This window comes from Rhizobium mulingense (assembly GCF_029194105.1).
Taxonomy (GTDB): domain Bacteria; phylum Pseudomonadota; class Alphaproteobacteria; order Rhizobiales; family Rhizobiaceae; genus Rhizobium; species Rhizobium mulingense.
In genome coordinates, this window is the sequence record NZ_JARFVE010000002.1 from 940460 (window position 1) to 959965 (window position 19506).

Below are 19506 nucleotides of genomic sequence, written 5' to 3' on the forward strand. Positions count from 1 at the left end.
ATTATTATCCGTTATGGCGCTGGAAGACGAGCGTGGCGTTCGTCCCGCCGAAGCCGAAGGAGTTGGAGAGGGCGATATCGATTTTCGCATTGTCGATGCGCTTGCGCACGATCGGCACGCCTTCGAATTCGGGATCGAGCTCGCTGATATGGGCGCTCTCGCCGATGAAGCCCTGCTGCATCATCAGCAGGGAATAGATCGATTCCTGCACGCCGGCCGCACCCAGCGAATGGCCCGTCAGCGACTTGGTCGATTGGATATGCGGGATCTTGGCGCCGAAGACCTCGCGGATGGCCCCGATTTCCTTGCTGTCACCGACCGGCGTCGAGGTGCCGTGGGTGTTGATATAGTCGACGTCACCTTTGACGGTGGAAAGAGCTTGGCGCATGCAGCGGATTGCGCCCTCGCCCGAAGGCGCGACCATGTCGTAACCATCAGAGGTGGCGCCGTATCCGACGATTTCGGCGTAGATTTTGGCGCCGCGGGCCTTGGCGCGCTCAAGTTCCTCGAGCACCAGCACGCCGGCGCCGCCGGCGATGACGAAGCCGTCGCGATTGACGTCATAGGCGCGCGAGGCAGTGTCGGGCGTGTCGTTATATTTGGAGGACATGGCGCCCATGGCGTCGAACAGATTGGACATCGTCCAATCGAGATCCTCATGGCCGCCGGCAAACATCACGTCCTGTTTGCCCCACTGGATCATCTCGGCGGCATTGCCGATGCAGTGCGCCGAGGTCGAGCAGGCCGACGAGATCGAGTAATTGACGCCGTGAATCTTGAACCAGGTGGCAAGCGTGGCGGAGGCGGTCGAAGACATCGCCTTCGGCACGGCGAAGGGGCCGATGCGCTTCGGGCTGTTGTTCTTGACGGTGATGTCGGCCGCTTCGATCAGCGTGCGGGTGGACGGGCCGCCGGATCCCATGATGATGCCGGCGCGTTCGTTCTGCGCGTAGTCCGTCTCTTCAAGACCGGAATCGGCGATCGCCTGCTTCATGGCGACATGGTTCCAGGCGCCGCCCTGCGACAGGAAGCGCATGGCGCGGCGATCGACCAGCTCGGCAAGTTCCGCCGGGCCGAGCTTCGGGCTGCCCCAGACCTGGCACTTGAAGCCGTGTTCGGCGAAATCGTTGGAAAAGGAAATGCCCGACTTTGCCTGGCGCAAGGATTCGGTGACTTCGGCCGCGTCGCTTCCGATCGAGGAAACGATACCCAGACCCGTGACAACTACCCGTCTCATCTGATCAAACCTTTGTTGTTTTCGTCAGCCGCTCGAGAAGCGGTTTCAGGCGGTCTTGTCTTTCGATAGACCGACGCGAAGATCGGCTGCCTGGTATATGGTCTCGCCGTCTGCCTTCAGCCAGCCGTCGGCAGTGCCGAGCACAAGGCGGCCGCGCATGACGCGCTTGAAATCGATGCCGTATTCGATCAGTTTCGTGTGCGGCCGCACCATGCCCTTGAATTTCACTTCGCCTGTCGAAAGGGCCATGCCGCGGCCTTCCTCGCCGAGCCAGCCGAGGAAGAAGCCGGTCAGCTGCCACATGCCGTCGAGGCCGAGGCAGCCAGGCATGATAGGATTGCCTTCGAAATGGCAGGGAAAATACCAGTCGTCGGGGCGTACGTCGTATTCGGCCCTGAGATAGCCCTTATCGAAGGCACCGCCGGTTTCGGAAATGTCCGTGATGCGGTGAACCATCAACATCGGGGGCAGCGGCAGCTGCGCATTGCCGGGGCCGAACAGCTTGCCATGAGCGCAAGCGATGAGTTCTTCATACGAGAAGCTGGACTGTCTGGTTGTCATAAATTTTCTTTTCCCCCCGCGTGAAGCCGATGGATGTGAACGTGTAGTCCAAGTTCTTCAGAAAATGAAGCACAAGCAAGGCAGCTTCATTCATCGCCCCGGACCAGGCCTACGCCATTATTTGGTGGTCGCATACAGGAAGGCCAGGGCCGCGACCAGACCTATTTGCGTCAAAAGCCCGTTTTTGCCGCCTTTATCAGGCCCTTGTCCCCATTGAACTATTGAAAGGCTCCAATGCAAAAGTTATACCGCTTTAAGAAACATGATTGCTTTATGCAGGAATAACCGGAGTTGGTATTGATGACGGGTGCACTCCCGATCGCAATAGAGGTAAGGCTGCGCGGCGCTGGCCTGCGCCCCACCCGCCAGCGCGTCGCGCTCGGCGACCTCCTGTTTGCCAAGGGCGACCGGCATCTGACCGTCGAGGAACTGCATGAGGAGGCGGTTGCCGCCGGCGTACCGGTTTCGCTGGCAACCGTGTACAACACGCTGCACCAGTTCACCGAGGCCGGTCTCATCCGCGTTCTCGCCGTCGAGAGCGCCAAAACCTATTTCGACACCAATGTGTCCGACCACCATCATTTCTTCGTCGAAGGCGAAAACGAGGTGCTCGACATTCCTGTCAGCATCCTGACGATAGCCAATCTGCCTGAGCCGCCAGAGGGCATGGAGATCGCCCATGTCGACGTGGTGATCCGCCTGCGGGCCAAGCGGGGCTGACGGCGCCTTAGAACAGGATGATTTTAGGTCGGTCGACCTAAAATCATCCTGTTCAAGTTTAATAGCTAGAGCATGATGTCGTCCGAAAACCGCTTATACTTTTCGGCATCATGCTCGGTCTCTACATGACATCGTCGGGATGCCGGCCGGGCTTGTGCTTGTAAATCGGGAAGGTCCAGCCGAACCACAGCGCTCCGCCGCGAACGGCAAAGGCGGCTGCGACGCCGCAGCCTGAGGCAAGATAAAGCGGCATCCCAAGCGCATTGGCAAGCGTGAACACGCCGGCGCCGACAAGGGCTGCCGTCACATAGATTTCCGGCCTGAGCAGCACCGAAGGCTCGTTTGCCAGCAGATCGCGCAGGATGCCGCCGAAGGTTGCCGTCAACGTGCCGGTGACGATGGCGATGGTCGGCGAGCCGGTGGCGGCAAGTCCCTTGGCGGCGCCGAGCACGCAATAGGCGGCCAGACCGATCGCATCCAGCCAGATCAGCAGGCGATAGCGCGATTCCAGCAGATGAGCGGTGAAGAAAACGATGACGCCCATGATGCAGCAGACGAGAATATAGCCGGGGTTCAGCACCCAGAAAACCGGCACGCGGCCGAGGACGATATCGCGCACGGTGCCGCCGCCGGTTCCCGTCACCATGGCGAAAAACAGAAAGCCGATCAGATCGAGCTGCTTGCGCGAGGCAGCGAGCGCGCCTGTCGCCGCAAACAGGGCAATGCCGGCATAATCGAGATAGACGAGCAAGGACATACGGACCCCGGAGCCGGCGAACAGTTTCCGGAAAGAACCACGGCGGCAAGGGCGGCGCAAGGCGGGACGGCCATAAAGCGAGCTGATAGAGCTTTATCCAAAAGAGGAAAGCCCGTGAAACCGCTGGTGCTCGCCGTTCTGAATATCGTCCTGCTGCTCGCCATGCCGGCTGCGGCCCTCGGCCAGCAATCGCTGATCTCCGACCCGGAGATCTACGAGAAGAAGCATTTCCAGGAGCAGTGCAAGGCGGTCGAATTCGCCGACGGCTTCGTCACCCGGCAGGACATCAACAATGACGGGCTGATCGACGCGGTGGTCAACGAAGGCCTGCTCACCTGCGACGGGCAGAAGGGGCCGCGATGCAATGACGACGGCTGCACCTATAATTTCTATCTGCAGGTCGCCGAAGGCGGTTATTTCATGATCGCGACGGCGCAGATCTACGGCTACGATTTCGTCCAGCGCTTCGGCAACATGGTGCTGGCAATGAAGATGCATCCGCGGTTCTGCGACCGCACCGAAGGTGACCCCTGCATCGTGACGGCGCGCGTGCGCGGCACGAAATTCGTCACCATCTCGAAGAAGTGACTCAGCGGGGATAGAGCTCCGATGTCCGGCCGGCGAGATAATAGCCGACTAGTCCGTACCATTCGCGGATCGCCGTCGCCATATTCTGGGCATTAAGGTTCGGCTGGGTGAAATCCAGGCCCGGCCTCACCTGCCCGTCGGTGCGATAATCGGTCGGCCAGGGCACAATATCGATGCCGAGCTTGCGGAAGATGCCGACGGAACGCGGCATATGAAAACCCGAGGTGATCAGCAGGCAATTGGAAAGGCCCTGGCTTGCCAGGAATGCCTTGGTATTGACGGCGTTTTCGAAGGTGGTGCGCGATTGCCGCTCCTCGATCAGCCGCTCCCTGCCGATGCCGAAGAGCGGGAAGAAACGCTCGGATGCCGCCGCATCGCCTTCATAGATGCCCGAGAGCGAGCCGTCGCCGCCCGAAACCAGAATGCGCGACTGCGGAAATTTCTGCGCCAGCCGCAGGGCTTCGACGAAGCGGTCGGCGCCGCCGTTGAATTCGATGCCGTGGCGCGCCGTGTTCACCTCGTTTTCGAAGGCACCGCCGAGCACGATCATGCATTGCAGGTTCTCCGGATCGGCGGCAGGCTTGGCGAAACGCTGCTCGAGACCCTGCATCATGAGGTTGCCGGTCGTGGTGTAGAGCGTGACGCAGAGGATGAGGGCGCCAGCGGCTGTCGCAAAAAGACTTAAGGCACGCCAGCGCAGAAGCCCGGCGAGGAGGGCGAAGAAGACAAGAAGGAATGCCAGCGACAGCGGCTGACCCAAAATCCAGACAAGCTTCGAAATCAGAAACAAGATCTACTCCTCGAGGGCGGACGGCGATCCTTCCTATCCGATTCGACGGTAACAGGAATGCGACGCTTCTATTTGCCGCGGGCAACGCCCGAGTGGTGCGGCGCGAGCTTCTGGTTGAAGCGCCGCTGAAGCGGCCGGGGAATGTACATGGCGGCAAGCGCCAGCGCCATGGCAAAGATCGAGACCAGCCACAAGGCATGCGCGCCGGTCAGCCGCGTCAGGACGGCACCGGCGATCGCGCCAGCCACCATGCCGCCCCAGGGTACGATCTGGATGGTCCATTCGACACGGTGATCGCCGATGATCCAGCGGCCGATGCCGCGGCCGAAACGCGACAAGGCGCCGGTGACATAAGTCAGCCCGATCGGCAGGCCTTCGATGTGTTCGACGGCGGCATTCACCATGCCCATGGAAAAGACGATCAGGTAGAATCTCGGAAGCAACATGCTTTGCGTGCTTATTATCGATGCAAGCGCCAGAACGAGGCCGACGCAGCCGAGCACCACGAAAATCCGGCGCTCGGAGACATGGGCGATGACGATGCCGGCCGCGTTGCCGAGCACGAAGACGAGAATGGCCGAGATCAGCACCGCCGCGTGAAAAAGGTTGCCGTCACTTAGGGCGAGGGCCGCCCGTGTCGTGTTGCCGGTCATGAAGGAAACGAAATCGCCGGTCAGCAGCAGGCCGGTCGCATCGGTCATGCCGGCCAGAAACGAAATCAAGCCGACGAGCGCAAGTCCGGTCAGGGTGCGTCGGGTGCGGATGATACGGCGGCGTCTTGCTCTGGTCATTGCTCAAGGGTCCTGAAGTGGAATCACTGAGTTCCGGCAGCAGGATAAATCCTCTTCATTGAGGAATTGGCAAAGAGGATTGGCAAGGATGGGGCGGAGCCAAGCTTTGCCGATCAAAGGGATCGTCAGACGTTGGAGGGTGCGCCGGTCTCCACAGACGCCGCTGGAGGCCTTTTCTGGCTATTCGGAATCGGTCTGCTGTTTCATGAGATGATCCGTAGTCTGATTCGGCTGGACCAATCTCTTGCGGCAAAAGCTCTACCGGAATGCGATTTCAGGTAGGTTTTGAATTCAAGCGCTTTGTACTTGTCGGGAAAGGCGCAATACCAGAGCAAATTCCAAGGCGCGAATTTGGCGGTGTGGGTGGATTTGCCGGCATTGTGCGCCGCAAGGCGCTGCTTCAGATCTGCGGTGGAGCCGGTATATTCCTGATCGGAAAAATCGACACTGCGGAGAATATGGACGTACCACATCAGCGTTTCAGCCCGTCGTCTCCCTTCGGGCTATGCCGGGCACTGCCTCGGCCTAACGGTTTCTCGCGGCTGCGCCACGCGAAGCCCGTAAGGGCGAAGCGTGGTGGAGCTAAGCGGGATCGAACCGCTGACCTCTTGCATGCCATGCAAGCGCTCTCCCAGCTGAGCTATAGCCCCATCAAAGGTGGTCCGGCGTGGCCGGTCCTGGGATACTCCAGAGGGCGTTCCCTCTGGGGTGGCGGCTTCTTACTTGCGGTTTTCGCAGATGGCAAGCCTAAAAAATCCGACCCGAAATTTTTTTGCAATCCGGGTCGGTATTTGTCCGATCAGACTTCGTCTTCGTCGCCGGTCACGCCGATGATGTCGCTCATGTCGTCATCGTCATCGTCTTCGTCGGGTGTGAGGAAGGTATCGTCGTCGTCGTCGCCTTCAATTTCGACATCGTCGTCGCCGATATCGGGAATGTCGTCGCCGCCGGCGGCGTCATCGGCATCCTCGAGCGAAACCAGTTCGACTTCGGTGTTTTCGGTATCGACTTCCGCAACCTCGTCTTCCTCGGCAACGTCTGCTATCGCCGAGGTTTCCTCGAAGAAGGACAGGGGATAGGACTTGCCGGTATAAGGGGAAACGATCGGATCCCGGTTCAGATCGTAGAACTTCTTGCCGGTTTCCGGATCAGTGCGCTTGGTTCCAAGTTCCGCTTTCGCCACTATAAGCCTCGTGAGAATGGCCGAATCCGCGATTCGGCAAAATGCCGTTCAAGCCGGCGTTCCATCGGAAATTATAAGCCGGTCCCCTTAATCGCTGCGGCTTCGCATGTCAAAGCCAAACTTTATGATCGCAGTGCCGGTTATTTCCGGCGCCGGCGGATGCCCGGCCGGCGCCTCTGTCGCAACGAGACGCGGGGGCTGCGGAAGCGGGCGGAGACGGCCGCCGGAAAGGGCGGACTTGCGAAGGAAATGCTGCGCCTTTACAAAGCATTATGCCGCGTGTGGCGCCGCGTCGAGGCCGGTAAGCGCCCTGCTCCAGGATTGATCCCATGACGACCAAGACTTTCACCATCGCCATCGACGGCCCGGCGGCGGCCGGTAAGGGCACGCTTTCGCGCCGCATCGCCGAGCAATATGGCTTCCACCATCTCGACACCGGCCTGACCTACCGCGCCACCGCCAAGGCGCTGCTTGACGCCGGTCTGCCGCTTGACGACGAGGCGGTGGCGGAAAAGATGGCGCGGGAGGTTGAACTTGGCGGGCTCGATCGCGATATACTTTCGCGACACGAGATCGGCGAAGCCGCCTCGAAGATCGCCGTCATGCCGGCGGTGCGACGGGCGCTCGTCGAGGCGCAGCGGCGGTTCTCGGAAAAAGCGCCGGGCACGGTGCTCGACGGGCGCGATATCGGCACGGTCGTCTGCCCGGATGCGCCGGTCAAGCTCTATGTGACGGCAACGCCGCAGGTGCGCGCGAGACGCCGTTACGACGAGATTGTCGGCAAGGGTGCGAAGGCGGATTTCGATGCGATTTTCGAGGACGTCAAGCGGCGCGACGAACGCGACATGGGACGGGCCGACAGCCCTTTGAAACCAGCGGTCGATGCGCACTTGCTTGATACGTCGGAAATGAGTATAGAGGCCGCGTTTCAAGCTGCGCAATCGATCATCGATGCAGTCTTGAGCCGAAATGCCTAAATTCAAGCGATTTTGCATGCTGAGACGCATGGATCGCTTTTATGCAGCCTGAAATTCCGTCCAAGCGCCGGATTGCCTTCGTGAGAGAGGGCGGACTGGGTTCAGGCCCGTTCAACGCAAACCAACCGGCGCGCACGTGTCCGATTTCATTTCGGGCCACGCAGGAGATTTTATGTCAGTAGCAACTCCCTCTCGTGAGGATTTCGCGGCCCTTCTCGAAGAGTCCTTTGCCAAGAACGATCTGGCTGAAGGCTATGTCACCAAGGGCATCGTCACGGGCATCGAAAAGGATGTCGCCGTTGTCGACGTCGGCCTCAAGGTCGAAGGCCGCATCGCGCTTAAGGAATTCGGCGCCCGCGCCAAGGATGGCCAGCTCAAGGTTGGCGATGAAGTCGAAGTTTACGTCGAGCGTATCGAAAACGCGCTCGGCGAAGCCGTTCTGTCGCGCGAGAAGGCTCGCCGCGAAGAGAGCTGGGTCAAGCTCGAAGCCAAGTTCGAAGCCGGCGAGCGCGTCGAAGGCGTGATCTTCAACCAGGTCAAAGGCGGCTTCACGGTCGACCTCGACGGTGCGATCGCCTTCCTGCCGCGTTCGCAGGTCGATATCCGACCGATCCGCGACGTCACGCCCCTCATGCACAACCCGCAGCCCTTCGAAATCCTCAAGATGGACAAGCGCCGCGGCAACATCGTTGTATCGCGCCGTACGGTTCTGGAAGAATCCCGTGCCGAGCAGCGTTCTGAAATCGTTCAGAACCTCGAAGAAGGTCAGGTTGTCGACGGCGTCGTCAAGAACATCACCGATTACGGTGCGTTCGTCGACCTCGGCGGCATCGACGGCCTGCTGCACGTCACCGACATGGCATGGCGCCGTGTGAACCATCCGTCGGAAATCCTGAACATCGGCCAGCAGGTCAAGGTTCAGATCATCCGCATCAACCAGGAAACCCACCGCATCTCGCTCGGCATGAAGCAGCTCGAGTCCGATCCGTGGGATGGCATCCAGGCCAAATATCCGGAAGGCAAGAAGATTTCCGGTACCGTCACGAACATCACCGACTACGGTGCGTTCGTCGAGCTGGAGCCGGGCATCGAAGGCCTGATCCACATCTCGGAAATGTCCTGGACCAAGAAGAACGTTCACCCCGGCAAGATCCTGTCGACCAGCCAGGAAGTCGAGGTCGTCGTTCTCGAAGTCGATCCGTCCAAGCGCCGTATCTCGCTTGGCCTCAAGCAGACGCTGGAAAATCCGTGGGCAGCATTCGCCCGCAGCCACCCGGCCGGCACTGAAGTCGAAGGCGAAGTCAAGAACAAGACCGAATTCGGCCTGTTCATCGGCCTCGACGGCGATGTCGACGGCATGGTGCACCTCTCCGACCTCGACTGGAACCGTCCGGGCGAACAGGTCATCGAGGAGTTCAACAAGGGTGACGTCGTCAAGGCCGTCGTTCTTGACGTCGATGTCGAGAAGGAACGCATCTCGCTCGGCATCAAGCAGCTCGGCAAGGATGCAGTCGGCGACGCCGCTGCCTCGGGCGATCTGCGCAAGAACGCCGTCGTTTCCTGCGAAGTCATCGCGATCAACGATGGCGGCGTCGAAGTGAAGCTCGTCAACCACGAAGACATCACGTCCTTCATCCGTCGCGCCGATCTCGCCCGCGACCGCGACGAGCAGCGTCCTGAGCGCTTCTCGGTCGGCCAGGTCGTCGACGCCCGCGTCACCAACTTCTCCAAGAAGGACCGCAAGATCATGCTGTCCATCAAGGCTCTGGAGATTGCGGAAGAGAAGGAAGCCGTCGCTCAGTTCGGTTCGTCCGACTCGGGCGCTTCGCTCGGCGACATCCTGGGCGCAGCCCTGAAGAACCGCGGCGGCGAATAAGCCCCGCATCCTTCGCTAAAATTGAAGAACCCGCCGGAGCGATCCGGCGGGTTCTGCATTTTCAGGTGATGAGACCGTATCATTCCCAGCCGACCATGCGCTGGTAGAGCGCATAAACCGGGTCGGCGACAGCGCCGGCCGGCTGGGGCACCGGATCGGCGTCGATCATTCGCGGCGTCCTTCGCACAGGTGCTGTGTCGGTCGCTGCGGGATCGGGATCGGCCTCCTCGCCTGCCTGCGCCTGCTCATCTCCCTGCGGCTGATCCTCGGAAGCGTCGTCGCGCTGGTGCTGATGCTGGTGGTGCGTCTCCCCCGCCGTCTCGTTCGGCGGCAAATCCTTGGCGAACTGATAGGGCAGCTGGGCATAGGCAAAACCATCCGGCATTCTTGCCGCAAGCGGCACATGGGAGGATTCAACCGCTTCAGGGGCCGGCACTATTTGCGGCTGCGCGGCAATCTCCCTCGGTTGACGGTCAGCCGCCGCGGCGACCTTGCTCTCCGTCGGCGCGGGATGGAGTGCCGTGGCTTGGCGCAGGTCGGATGCCGGAATTTCCGCCGGCTGCCTGGCCAAAGTCTTGGCCGCATCGCTGATAACGGCGTCATCGAGGATGGCATCGATCTCCACTGCCGCCTCGACGGGACCATCCTCCAGTCCAGTGTCGACGTCCTGCTCGCGAATGATGGTGGCGATCATCTCGGAGGCTTCTTCCGTCATTGAGGCGACAATACCCGTCCAGTTTCTGGGAATGACGGGATCAGCCTTTTCCGAATTTGCGCGCGGCTGGACGGCAGGCGGCTCCGCCGTCTCCCTGCTATCGCCGGTATCCATGGATTGCCGGGCTTCGGTCTCGGGGGCCACCGGATTTTCCGGCGCGAGGTCTTCTGACGTCGCCGGAGCGGAGCGGGCGTTGTCTTCAAGCTGCGGCGTTTTCGGCTCGGCTGTTTCGACAGTCTCGGCGGCGATCGTCTTCTCGTCCGTCATAAGCGCTGGGGGCCTGGCATGGGCATCGGCCGGCGCGGGCGCCGCTTTTGCCGGCTGGCGCATGGCGGTTGCAAGGCCGCCCTCATGCAGCTGGATTTCAGGGCGGACGTCGGTGCGCATCGGCGAAGCGTCGTTCTGGCCATAGGAACGCACCACGGCGCGGGCGGCGAGATCGCGGTCCTTGTAGCGGACGATTTCGAGATAAGCGACGATCCGGGCTGCTTCTGGACCTGTCGGATTTTTCAAGGCCTCGGCGACCATCCTGAGCGGGAGGTTATGGCCTTCTCCTGCGAGCTGGCGTTCGATCTCATCGATCTTGGCAGCCGGCAGCTGCAGGATGGTGTCGGCGAGCCGCGAGGCGAAAGCAAGATTGGTCTCGTCCTCGTCGCGGTCCAGGGAGGTCGAGCGGCCTGCCGCATTGATAATATCGAGTAGGGCTTCAACCATGCGCTGGCGCGCGGCAAGAAGCAGAATGTTCAGCTTGCCGGCAATGGCGGAATTGAGATCTGCAGCTTCGACCGCATTGACCGGTGCCGGGGCAATCACCGAACGATCGAGGCCGCCGGCGACTATCGCCGCAGTCTGGCCTTGAGACGAAAAGCTTGCATTGGACGCGGCACGAACGGGAGTCAACATGGCATGCTCCTTTCGCAAAGTGACGATGAAAGCAGGCTCTATAAAAGGACCGTGCTCATCCGATCCCTCTGCATCCCAGCAGATCCTCCCGTCCGCATGACGCCATTTCAGCGTCATCGAATGCATAAAAATTAACTGGAATTTTAATAAAGAGACCTTAACGAAATGCTAATGCATGTCGCCCGGAAGGCTGCAGCGGTTCCGGGACAACGACATGCATAAAAACAACGAGCTGAAGCGCATCCTGATCTCTTGGATTAGCCTCGCGCCCTTCAGGTGTTCGCTCTCGGGACCGCGGAGGCCAGGCACGGGCCTTCGCGTGCTGGTCGGCAATGCCGTCAGGCGGTTGGCTCAGCTATGGGCGAAGATATCGGCCTCTTCCCAGCCGAGCAGATCGAGCTTGGCGCGGGTCGGCAGGAATTCGAAGCAGGCGGTGGCATGATCGAAGCGGCCGTCGCGGATCAGACGCGCGGTCAGCTTGTCGCGCAAAGCATGCAGGTAAAGCACGTCGGAAGCGGCATATTCGAGCTGGGCCGGAGACAGCGTTTCGGCCGCCCAGTCGGACGATTGCTGCGTCTTGGAGATGTCGATGTCGAGCATCTCCTTGAGATTGTCCTTCAAGCCATGGCGATCGGTGTAGGTGCGGATCAGGCGCGAGGCGATCTTCGTGCAGAAGACCGGGGTCGTCGTGACGCCGAAGGTGTGGAAGAGCACGGCAATATCGAAGCGGCCATAGTGAAAGATCTTCTGATGGGTCGGATCTTCGAGCAGGGCGACCAGGTTGGGCGCCTCTTTCTGGCCGGCGGCGATACGGATGACGTCGGCGGTGCCATCACCCGGCGAAAGCTGGACGACGCAGAGCCGGTCGCGGCGCGGCACCAGGCCGAGCGTTTCGGTGTCGATCGCTACCGCGCCGGTGTAGCGGGCCGCATCGGCCGTGGAAATATCGCCTTCGTGATAACGTATGGTGGCGGCCATGAGACTATCTTTCGTTCGAAACAGCCGCGCCTCTTTTCAGACGCGCAAAGGACGCTGCAGCGCTTTGAATTGCTGCATGATTTTATCCTTATATCGATTTTCGACCTAAGGAATTGCGTAGCTAGCGCTATAGCGCAAAGGCGCAAAGTGCGAAACCGCTTCTTCGCATCAGAATGTCGGCGGCGTGTTGATCCAGAGAAGCACGGTTTCGCCGTCGTGGCGGTTGCGCCAGGAATGGTAGCGGCGGCTTTCGAAATACAGCGAATCGCCCGGACCGAGTTCGAAGAACTGATCGCCGTCGAGCACCAACTCGAGCCGGCCGGACAGGACATGCATGAATTCCTCGCCCTCGTGGCGATAGGCGCCCTCGCTGGCCGCGCCGGGCGCCAGCACGAAACGATGGCAATCCATCATCCTGCGGCCTTCGGCCAGCAGTTGCACGGTGACCCCGGGCGTCGTTTCCGGCCAGCTGCGCCATTCGCCGGCACGCACCAGGACCGGCACTTCCCCGCTTTCCTCGCCGGAGAGGCGGGAGACGGTGGTGCCGTAATAATCGGCGAGATCGTGCAGCGTCTTGAAGCCGACGCCCTGCGAGGTGCGCTCGAGCGTCGAGAGGGTCGAAGCGGTGATGCCGTTATCGCCAGCCACCTGTTCCAGCGTCTTGCCGGCGGCATGGCGCAGGCTGCGCAGCCTGCGGCCGAGGCCGGAATCCTGGCTTGCCTCCCCCTCGGAGGAGGGATCTTCACCTTCCAGCGCCTCGCGGATGGCCGCAGGATTGAGCCCGCGCTCGACCCGATACCAGGAGATGCGCTTCAGGCGCGCCACGTCGTCGGCGCTATATTGCCGATGACCGGTTTCGGAGCGGCCGGGAACCACCAGACCCTGGCTTTCCCAGAGACGCAGCGTCGAGGCGGAAACGCCCGCCAGCCGCGCGGCCTCCGCCACCTTGTAGCGCACAGGCCCGTTATCGTTCATCCGCCGCTTTCCCCGATTCTCGTCGCGCGAGCATTCATCAAAACGCGTGATGTTTGAAGCAAAAAATGCCGCTTGTTTTCTTGCAGAAAAAATGTAGGAATTTCGTGAAGCCTTGCAGGACTTATGCAAGATAATTTTCTCGCCCTTTCGCTACAGGAGTAGACCGATGACCGCGACAAGCCTTACGGACCGGAAGAACGCCGCAATTTCGCGCGGCGTCGGCATGACGACCCAGATCTATGCGGACCGCGCCGAGAATGCCGAAATCTGGGACAAGGAGGGGCGCCGTTACATCGATTTCGCTGCCGGCATCGCCGTTCTCAACACCGGCCACCGCCATCCCAAAGTCATTGCGGCGGTCAAAGACCAGCTCGACCGCTTCACCCATACCTGCCATCAGGTGGTGCCCTACGAGAGCTATGTGCACCTTGCCGAGCGGCTGAACGCGCTGGTTCCGGGTGCCTTCGAGAAGAAGACGATCTTCGTCACGACCGGCGCCGAGGCGGTGGAAAATGCCGTAAAGATCGCCCGTGCAGCAACCGGCCGTTCGGCCGTCATCGCCTTTGGTGGCGGCTTTCACGGCCGCACCTTCATGGGCATGGCGCTGACCGGCAAGGTGGTGCCTTACAAGGTCGGCTTCGGCGCCATGCCGGGCGACGTCTTCCATGTCCCCTTCCCGGTCGAACTGCATGGCGTCACGGCCGACCAGTCGCTGGCGGCGTTGAAGAAGCTCTTTGCCGCCGATGTCGATCCGCAGCGGGTCGCCGCCATCGTCATCGAGCCGGTGCAGGGCGAAGGCGGCTTTTATTCCGCACCCGCAGCCTTCATGAAGGCGCTGCGCGAACTCTGCGACCAGCACGGCATGCTGCTGATCGCCGACGAAGTGCAGACCGGTTTTGCCCGCACCGGCAGGATGTTCGCGATGGATCATCACGAGGTGGCGCCTGACCTGACGACAATGGCAAAGAGCCTTGCCGGCGGCTTTCCACTCGCCGCCGTCACCGGCCGCGCCGAAATCATGGACGCACCGGGACCGGGCGGGCTCGGCGGCACATATGGCGGCAATCCGCTCGGCATCGCCGCCGCCCATGCCGTCCTCGACGTCATCGCCGAAGAGGATCTCTGCGACCGTGCGAACCTGCTCGGCGGCCGGCTGAAGCAGCGGCTGGAAGCGCTGCGCGACAGCGTGCCCGAAATTGCCGATATCCGCGGCCCTGGCTTCATGAACGCCGTCGAATTCAACGACCGGACGACCGGATTGCCGAGCGCCGAATTCGCCAACCGGGTGCGGCTGATCGCACTCGACAAGGGTCTGATCCTGCTCACCTGCGGCGTCCACGGCAACGTCATCCGCTTCCTCGCGCCGATCACCATCCAGGACGAGGTTCTCGGCGAGGCGCTCGACATTCTCGAGGCCTCGATGCTGGAAGCCAGCGCGGCCAAGTAACCGAACCGGATTTCAATAGCTGCCTGTGACCGGCAGCCTCTCCCAAAGGAGATATGACATGGCTTTCACCACCGCCCTGACGAAGCACGTTCCCTTCTCTTCGCCGTTCCTGCGCGACGCCGGCTATATCAACGGCGTCTGGACATCGGGCGACGCCGTCAAGACCTTCGACGTGCTCAATCCGGCAACGGGCGAGCTGCTTGCCTCGCTGCCCGATATGGGAGCCGGCGAGACGCGGGCGGCAATCGATGCGGCCTATGCCGCCCAGCCGGCCTGGGCTGCCCGCCCGGCCAAGGAGCGCAGCGCCACCTTGCGCAAATGGTTCGACCTGATGGTCGCCAATGCCGACGCACTCGCCGCGATCCTGACCGCCGAAATGGGCAAGCCTTTCCCGGAAGCGCGCGGCGAGATCCTGTATGCCGCGTCCTATGTCGAATGGTACGCCGAAGAGGCCAAGCGGATCTATGGCGAGACGATCCCGGCGCCGTCCCAAGACAAGCGCATGATCGTCATCAAGCAGCCGGTCGGCGTCGTCGGCACGATCACGCCGTGGAATTTCCCGGCGGCGATGATCGCCCGCAAGATCGCGCCGGCGCTGGCCGTCGGCTGCACCGTCGTGTCGAAGCCCGCCGAACAGACGCCGCTGACGGCGATCGCCCTTGCCGTGCTCGCCGAACAGGCCGGCATCCCCGCCGGCGTCTTCAATCTCATCGTCGGCATCGACGGCCCGGCGATCGGCCGCGAGCTCTGCGGCAATGACAAGGTGCGCAAGATCAGCTTCACCGGTTCGACCGAGGTCGGCCGCATCCTGATGCGGCAGTGCGCCGACCAGATCAAGAAGGTGAGCTTGGAACTCGGCGGCAATGCGCCCTTCATCGTGTTCGACGATGCCGATCTCGACGCCGCCGTCGAAGGCGCGATCGCCTCCAAATACCGCAATGCCGGCCAGACCTGCGTTTGCGCCAACCGCCTCTACATCCAGTCGGGCGTCTATGACGCCTTTGCGACAAAGCTTGCCGCCAGGGTCGCCGAGATGTCGGTCGGCGACGGCTTCCAGGCGGGCGTCGAGATCGGGCCGCTGATCGACGAGCATGGTCTTGCCAAGGTGGAAGATCATGTCGGCGACGCGCTTTCCAAGGGCGCCAAGGTGCTGACCGGCGGCAAGCGCATCGATGGCGCCGGCACCTTCTTCGCCCCAACGGTGCTGACCGGGGTGGCGCGCGGCATGAAGGTGGCACGCGAAGAAACCTTTGGACCGGTGGCGCCGCTCTTCCGCTTCGAGACGGCCGAGGATGTCATCGCTCAAGCCAATGATACGGAATTCGGCCTTGCCGCCTACTTCTATGCCGGCGACCTGAAGAAGGTCTGGCGAGTGGCGGAAGCGCTGGAATACGGCATGATCGGCATCAATACCGGCATCATGTCTTCCGAGACCGCGCCTTTCGGCGGCATCAAGCAATCCGGCCTCGGCCGCGAGGGTTCACGCCATGGCGCCGACGATTATCTCGAGATGAAATATCTCTGCATCGGCGGCGTCTAATCCGCCAGCCAGGATAACCGGGCACGCGGCCTCTCGCCGCGTGCCGTCAATAATGCGGCGGGCGGGTGATACCAGGCGCTTCCAGCGACTGCTCCTCGAGCGACAGGAAACGTTCGGTCAGCCGATCGAGCTTGGTGCGCATCTGCTCGACGATCTTCCATTGGTCGGCAAGCTGATCGGAAAGCTCCTCGATCGTCTTTGCCTGATAGGCCAGCATTTCCTCCAGCCGGGTGATGCGGTTCGTCTCGTCGGACATCGATCCTCCTATGCCGAAAGCGGCAGTACAGATGGTTTCCCAAAGCGGAAATAGGCCAAGTCGTCAATGTTTTCGATGGGTGGCGCCGCCGCGCGCAAAACTGAACCGTTTGGTTACTAAAAGACCTTGCCGCGCCTGATGTTGTGGGGTAGGCCCTTATCCATCAGGGAGGAATACTGATGGATGCAGGAAACGGCTTTCTTCATCCGGACCGGCTCTTTCCGGCCGACCCGGCAACACGGACCATTGCGCGAGACCTCTATGAGACGGTGCGCAATCTTCCGATCGTCAGCCCGCACGGGCATACCGAACCGTCCTGGTTCGCCGACGACAAGCCCTTCGAAGACGCGGCCTCGCTGCTCGTCATCCCCGATCATTATCTCTTCCGCATGCTGCACAGCGTCGGTGTTCCCTTGGACCAACTCGGCGTGCCGCGCCTCGACGGCAAGCCGGTGGCTGCAGGCCGCGCGATCTGGCGGAGCTTTGCCAAGCATTATCATCTCTTCCGCGGAACGCCGTCGAGCCTCTGGGTCGATCACGCCATGTCGGCCGTACTTGGCTGCACCGAGCCGCTGACACCTGACAATGCCGATGCGCTCTACGACCACATCAATGCCCAGCTCGCCCTGCCGGAATTCCGGCCGCGGGCGCTGCATCAGCGATTCGGCATCGAAACGATCGCGACGACCGAGGGCGCGCTCGACCCGCTAGCACATCACCAGAAGATGGCCGCGGACGGCTGGATCGGCAGAGTGCGCACCACCTACCGGCCGGACAGCGTCACCGATCCCGACGCCGTCGGTTTCCGCGACAATCTCGTCAAGTTCGGAGAGATCACCGGCACTGACGTGACACGCTGGGACGGCCTGATCGAGGCGCACCGGCGCCGCCGCGCCTATTTCCGCCAGTTCGGCGCCACCGCGACCGATCACGGCGTGCCGACCGCCTTCACCGCCGATCTGCCGCTTGCCGAAAAGCAGGCGCTGCTCGACAAGGCGCTGAAGGGTCCGCTTTTGCCTCAGGATGCCGAGCTCTTCCGCGGCCAGATGATGACCGAGATGGCCGGGCTTTCGGCCGAAGACGGCATGGTGATGCAGATCCACGCCGGCTCGCGGCGCAACACCGACAGCGGGCTGTTTGCGACCCGCGGCCCGAATATGGGCGCCGATATTCCGACGCGGACGGACTGGGTCGGCGGCCTCAATGCGCTGCTGTCGAAATACGGCCATGCGCCCGGCCTGCGCGTGCTGCTCTTCACCCTCGACGAGACGACCTATGCGCGCGAGCTGGCGCCGATGGCCGGCCATTGGCCCTGCCTGATGATCGGCCCGCCCTGGTGGTTCCACGACAGCCCGCTCGGCATCCGGCGCTATCTCGACCAGGTGGTGGAAACGGCCGGTTTTGCCAACATGGCCGGCTTCAACGACGATACGCGCGCGCTGCTTTCGATCCCGGCGCGGCACGATGTCTGGCGCCGCGAAGTCTGCCGCTTCCTCGCTGGACTTGTCGCCGAGCACCGGCTTTCCAAGACGGACGCGGAGATCGTGGCAAGCGAACTTTCCTATGGCAATGCGAAGAAGGCCTATAAGCTGTGAGCAAACGACTGCAGACCCTTTCCGGCCTCGCCCCGACGGCGAAGCTTCCCGCCTATGACCGCAGCCGGCTGAAAAGCGGCATTCTGCATCTGGGACCCGGCGCCTTCTTCCGCGCGCATTTCGCGCCGTTTACCGATGGCGCGCTCGCCGCCGCAGGCGGCGACTGGGGCATCGAGGTGGCAAGCCTGCGCACACCCGATGTCGCCGACAATCTGACTGCCCAGAACGGGCTCTATACGACGCTGATCCGCGATACCTCGGGCACGACGGCTGAGGTGATCGGCTCGATCCTGAAAGCGCATGTGGCGCCGCGCGATCCGGCCGGCCTGCTGGCGCGGCTCGAAGATCCGGCGATCCGTATTGTCAGCATGACGGTGACGGAAAAGGCCTATGGTTTCGATCCGGCAACCGGCGGCCTCGACCTCAAACATCCCGATATCGTCGCCGACCTCGCCAACCGGCATGCGCCGCGCGGTGTCATCGGCTATCTCGTCGAAGGTCTTGCACGCCGCCGGCAAAAGGGGATCGCAGCCTTTACGCCGCTCAGCTGCGACAACCTTCCGAGCAACGGCGCGGTGCTGAAACGCCTGGTGCTCGAATTCACCTCCCGCATCGATGCCGATCTGCATCGCTGGATCGAAGCCAACGTGCCGTTCCCGTCGACGATGGTCGACCGGATCACGCCGGCCAGCACCGAGGCGACCTATGCCGATGCCGAGCGGCTGACGGGCCACACCGATATGGCGGCAGTCGAGACGGAACCCTTTACCCAATGGGTAATCGAGGATCATTTCGCCAACGGTCGGCCGGCCTGGGAAAAGGTGCGCGGCGCGCTGATGGTCGAAGACGTCTCGGCCTATGAGAAGATGAAGCTCCGGATGTTGAACGGCGCCCATTCGCTGCTCGCCTATCTCGGTTATATCGGCGGCTATGAATTCATCCGCGACGTGATGGACGACGCAGCCCTTGCCGCGCTTGCCTATCGCCATATGCACGCGGCGGCGAGAACGCTCGATCCGGTCCCCGGCATCGATCTCGATGACTACGCCAATGAATTGATAGCGCGCTTTGCAAACAAGGCGATCGCGCACCGCACCTACCAGATCGCCATGGACGGTACCCAGAAACTGCCGCAGCGGCTGCTGGAACCGGCATACGAAGCGCTGGCGCACGGCGACAGGGCAGAGACCTATGCGATCGCCGTTGCGGCATGGATGCGCTATGCGATCGGCGAACGCGGCAATGGCGAGCGCTACGAATTGCGTGATCCCCGGGCCGCAGAGATCGCGGCGTTGATCGCCGATGTCCCGCGCACCGGTCCGGCGATTTCGGCGGCGCTGTTCACCCTGCCCGGACTTTTCCCGACCGCTTTGACCGGCCACCGTGCCTGGGCACAGGATGTGTCGGACAAGCTGGAGATCCTGATTCAGGACGATCGGCTGCCGCTGTTTTGAGATTTTCTCTCTTCCTCCGACACGCCGTGCTCTTACTTGGGGAGGATGGCAAGGCGCGTGCTACAGGTCCCTTCTCCCCATTGGGGAGAAGATGCCGGCAGGCAGATGAGGGGGTGAGCGGCGAAGCCGCGAATGCGCTGAGCGCCAGCGAAGGGTAGTGAAT

19 protein-coding genes and 1 tRNA gene are annotated in these 19506 nt (G+C 61.9%); 8 read left to right on the forward strand and 12 right to left on the reverse strand.

Annotation, left to right across the window (positions count from 1 at the left end; genetic code table 11):
- Positions 1-4: 4 nt before the first annotated feature.
- Both fabB and fabA read right to left on the reverse strand, forming a co-directional pair.
- Entirely contained in the window at positions 5-1237 is a 1233-nt protein-coding gene (gene fabB / locus PYR71_RS04775) for a beta-ketoacyl-ACP synthase I (RefSeq protein ID WP_275618407.1), read from the reverse strand.
- A gap of 45 nt (positions 1238-1282) precedes the next feature.
- Positions 1283-1798: a 3-hydroxyacyl-[acyl-carrier-protein] dehydratase FabA gene (gene fabA, locus PYR71_RS04780; protein WP_183919138.1), complete on the reverse strand. Its 516-nt coding sequence runs from the start codon at positions 1796-1798 to the stop codon at positions 1283-1285.
- A 300-nt stretch (positions 1799-2098) separates the two neighbouring features.
- On the opposite strand from fabA, the gene irrA reads away from it, so the two are divergent.
- Positions 2099-2518 (forward strand): iron response transcriptional regulator IrrA, encoded by a 420-nt coding sequence (gene irrA, locus PYR71_RS04785; protein ID WP_275618408.1) that lies wholly within the window; start codon positions 2099-2101, stop codon positions 2516-2518.
- Positions 2519-2639: 121 nt separating this feature from the next.
- Here irrA and PYR71_RS04790 read toward each other — a convergent pair whose 3' ends face one another.
- The gene (locus tag PYR71_RS04790) at positions 2640-3275 is read right to left on the reverse strand and encodes a trimeric intracellular cation channel family protein (RefSeq protein WP_275618409.1); all 636 of its coding nucleotides are present in this window, start codon (positions 3273-3275) and stop codon (positions 2640-2642) included.
- 114 nt (positions 3276-3389) lie between these two features.
- Here PYR71_RS04790 and PYR71_RS04795 point away from each other — a divergent pair, with 114 nt between their 5' ends.
- Positions 3390-3863, forward strand: coding sequence for a hypothetical protein (locus PYR71_RS04795; RefSeq protein ID WP_275618410.1), 474 nt, complete (start codon positions 3390-3392; stop codon positions 3861-3863).
- 1 nt (position 3864) lies between these two features.
- On the opposite strand, the gene PYR71_RS04800 is transcribed toward PYR71_RS04795, so the two are convergent.
- The 5 genes from PYR71_RS04800 to PYR71_RS04820 form a co-directional block, all read right to left on the reverse strand.
- Positions 3865-4653 carry a YdcF family protein gene (locus PYR71_RS04800; protein WP_275618411.1) on the reverse strand — a complete coding sequence of 263 codons (789 nt, stop codon included), beginning with the start codon at positions 4651-4653 and terminating at the stop codon, positions 3865-3867.
- Positions 4654-4721: 68 nt separating this feature from the next.
- Positions 4722-5444 (reverse strand): YoaK family protein, encoded by a 723-nt coding sequence (locus PYR71_RS04805; RefSeq protein WP_275618412.1) that lies wholly within the window; start codon positions 5442-5444, stop codon positions 4722-4724.
- A gap of 203 nt (positions 5445-5647) precedes the next feature.
- Entirely contained in the window at positions 5648-5917 is a 270-nt protein-coding gene (locus PYR71_RS04810; protein WP_275618413.1) for a GIY-YIG nuclease family protein, read from the reverse strand.
- A gap of 101 nt (positions 5918-6018) precedes the next feature.
- Positions 6019-6094 (reverse strand) — tRNA-Ala (locus PYR71_RS04815).
- Positions 6095-6243: 149 nt separating this feature from the next.
- Positions 6244-6627, reverse strand: coding sequence for a TIGR02300 family protein (locus PYR71_RS04820; RefSeq protein WP_085776500.1), 384 nt, complete (start codon positions 6625-6627; stop codon positions 6244-6246).
- Positions 6628-6956: 329 nt separating this feature from the next.
- Here PYR71_RS04820 and cmk point away from each other — a divergent pair, with 329 nt between their 5' ends.
- A complete protein-coding gene (gene cmk, locus PYR71_RS04825) occupies positions 6957-7604 on the forward strand; it encodes a (d)CMP kinase (RefSeq protein WP_275618414.1) in 648 nt (215 codons plus the stop codon).
- A 172-nt stretch (positions 7605-7776) separates the two neighbouring features.
- Positions 7777-9480: a 30S ribosomal protein S1 gene (rpsA, locus tag PYR71_RS04830; protein WP_183919122.1), complete on the forward strand. Its 1704-nt coding sequence runs from the start codon at positions 7777-7779 to the stop codon at positions 9478-9480.
- Between the two features lie 79 nt (positions 9481-9559).
- Here the strand turns inward: rpsA and PYR71_RS04835 are convergent, their stop codons facing one another.
- The 3 genes from PYR71_RS04835 to PYR71_RS04845 form a co-directional block, all read right to left on the reverse strand.
- Complete coding sequence (locus PYR71_RS04835) at positions 9560-11098, reverse strand: hypothetical protein (protein ID WP_275618415.1); 1539 nt, start codon at positions 11096-11098, stop codon at positions 9560-9562.
- Between the two features lie 351 nt (positions 11099-11449).
- Positions 11450-12076 carry a ribonuclease D gene (locus tag PYR71_RS04840; protein ID WP_010027227.1) on the reverse strand — a complete coding sequence of 209 codons (627 nt, stop codon included), beginning with the start codon at positions 12074-12076 and terminating at the stop codon, positions 11450-11452.
- 168 nt (positions 12077-12244) lie between these two features.
- Positions 12245-13051 (reverse strand): MerR family transcriptional regulator, encoded by an 807-nt coding sequence (locus tag PYR71_RS04845; protein WP_183919120.1) that lies wholly within the window; start codon positions 13049-13051, stop codon positions 12245-12247.
- Between the two features lie 166 nt (positions 13052-13217).
- Here PYR71_RS04845 and PYR71_RS04850 point away from each other — a divergent pair, with 166 nt between their 5' ends.
- Together PYR71_RS04850 and PYR71_RS04855 are read left to right on the forward strand one after the other, a co-directional pair.
- Positions 13218-14498, forward strand: coding sequence for a 4-aminobutyrate--2-oxoglutarate transaminase (locus tag PYR71_RS04850; protein WP_275618416.1), 1281 nt, complete (start codon positions 13218-13220; stop codon positions 14496-14498).
- A gap of 58 nt (positions 14499-14556) precedes the next feature.
- Positions 14557-16038 (forward strand): NAD-dependent succinate-semialdehyde dehydrogenase, encoded by a 1482-nt coding sequence (locus PYR71_RS04855; RefSeq protein WP_275618417.1) that lies wholly within the window; start codon positions 14557-14559, stop codon positions 16036-16038.
- A 46-nt stretch (positions 16039-16084) separates the two neighbouring features.
- On the opposite strand, the gene PYR71_RS04860 is transcribed toward PYR71_RS04855, so the two are convergent.
- On the reverse strand, positions 16085-16294 hold the full coding sequence (locus tag PYR71_RS04860; RefSeq protein WP_275618418.1) for a SlyX family protein: 210 nt from the start codon (positions 16292-16294) through the stop codon (positions 16085-16087).
- A 179-nt stretch (positions 16295-16473) separates the two neighbouring features.
- On the opposite strand from PYR71_RS04860, the gene uxaC reads away from it, so the two are divergent.
- Complete coding sequence (gene uxaC / locus PYR71_RS04865; RefSeq protein WP_275618419.1) at positions 16474-17889, forward strand: glucuronate isomerase; 1416 nt, start codon at positions 16474-16476, stop codon at positions 17887-17889.
- Positions 17886-19343 carry a mannitol dehydrogenase family protein gene (locus PYR71_RS04870; RefSeq protein WP_275618420.1) on the forward strand — a complete coding sequence of 486 codons (1458 nt, stop codon included), beginning with the start codon at positions 17886-17888 and terminating at the stop codon, positions 19341-19343. Before uxaC ends, PYR71_RS04870 begins: the two co-directional genes overlap by 4 nt.
- Positions 19344-19506: the final 163 nt, after the last annotated feature.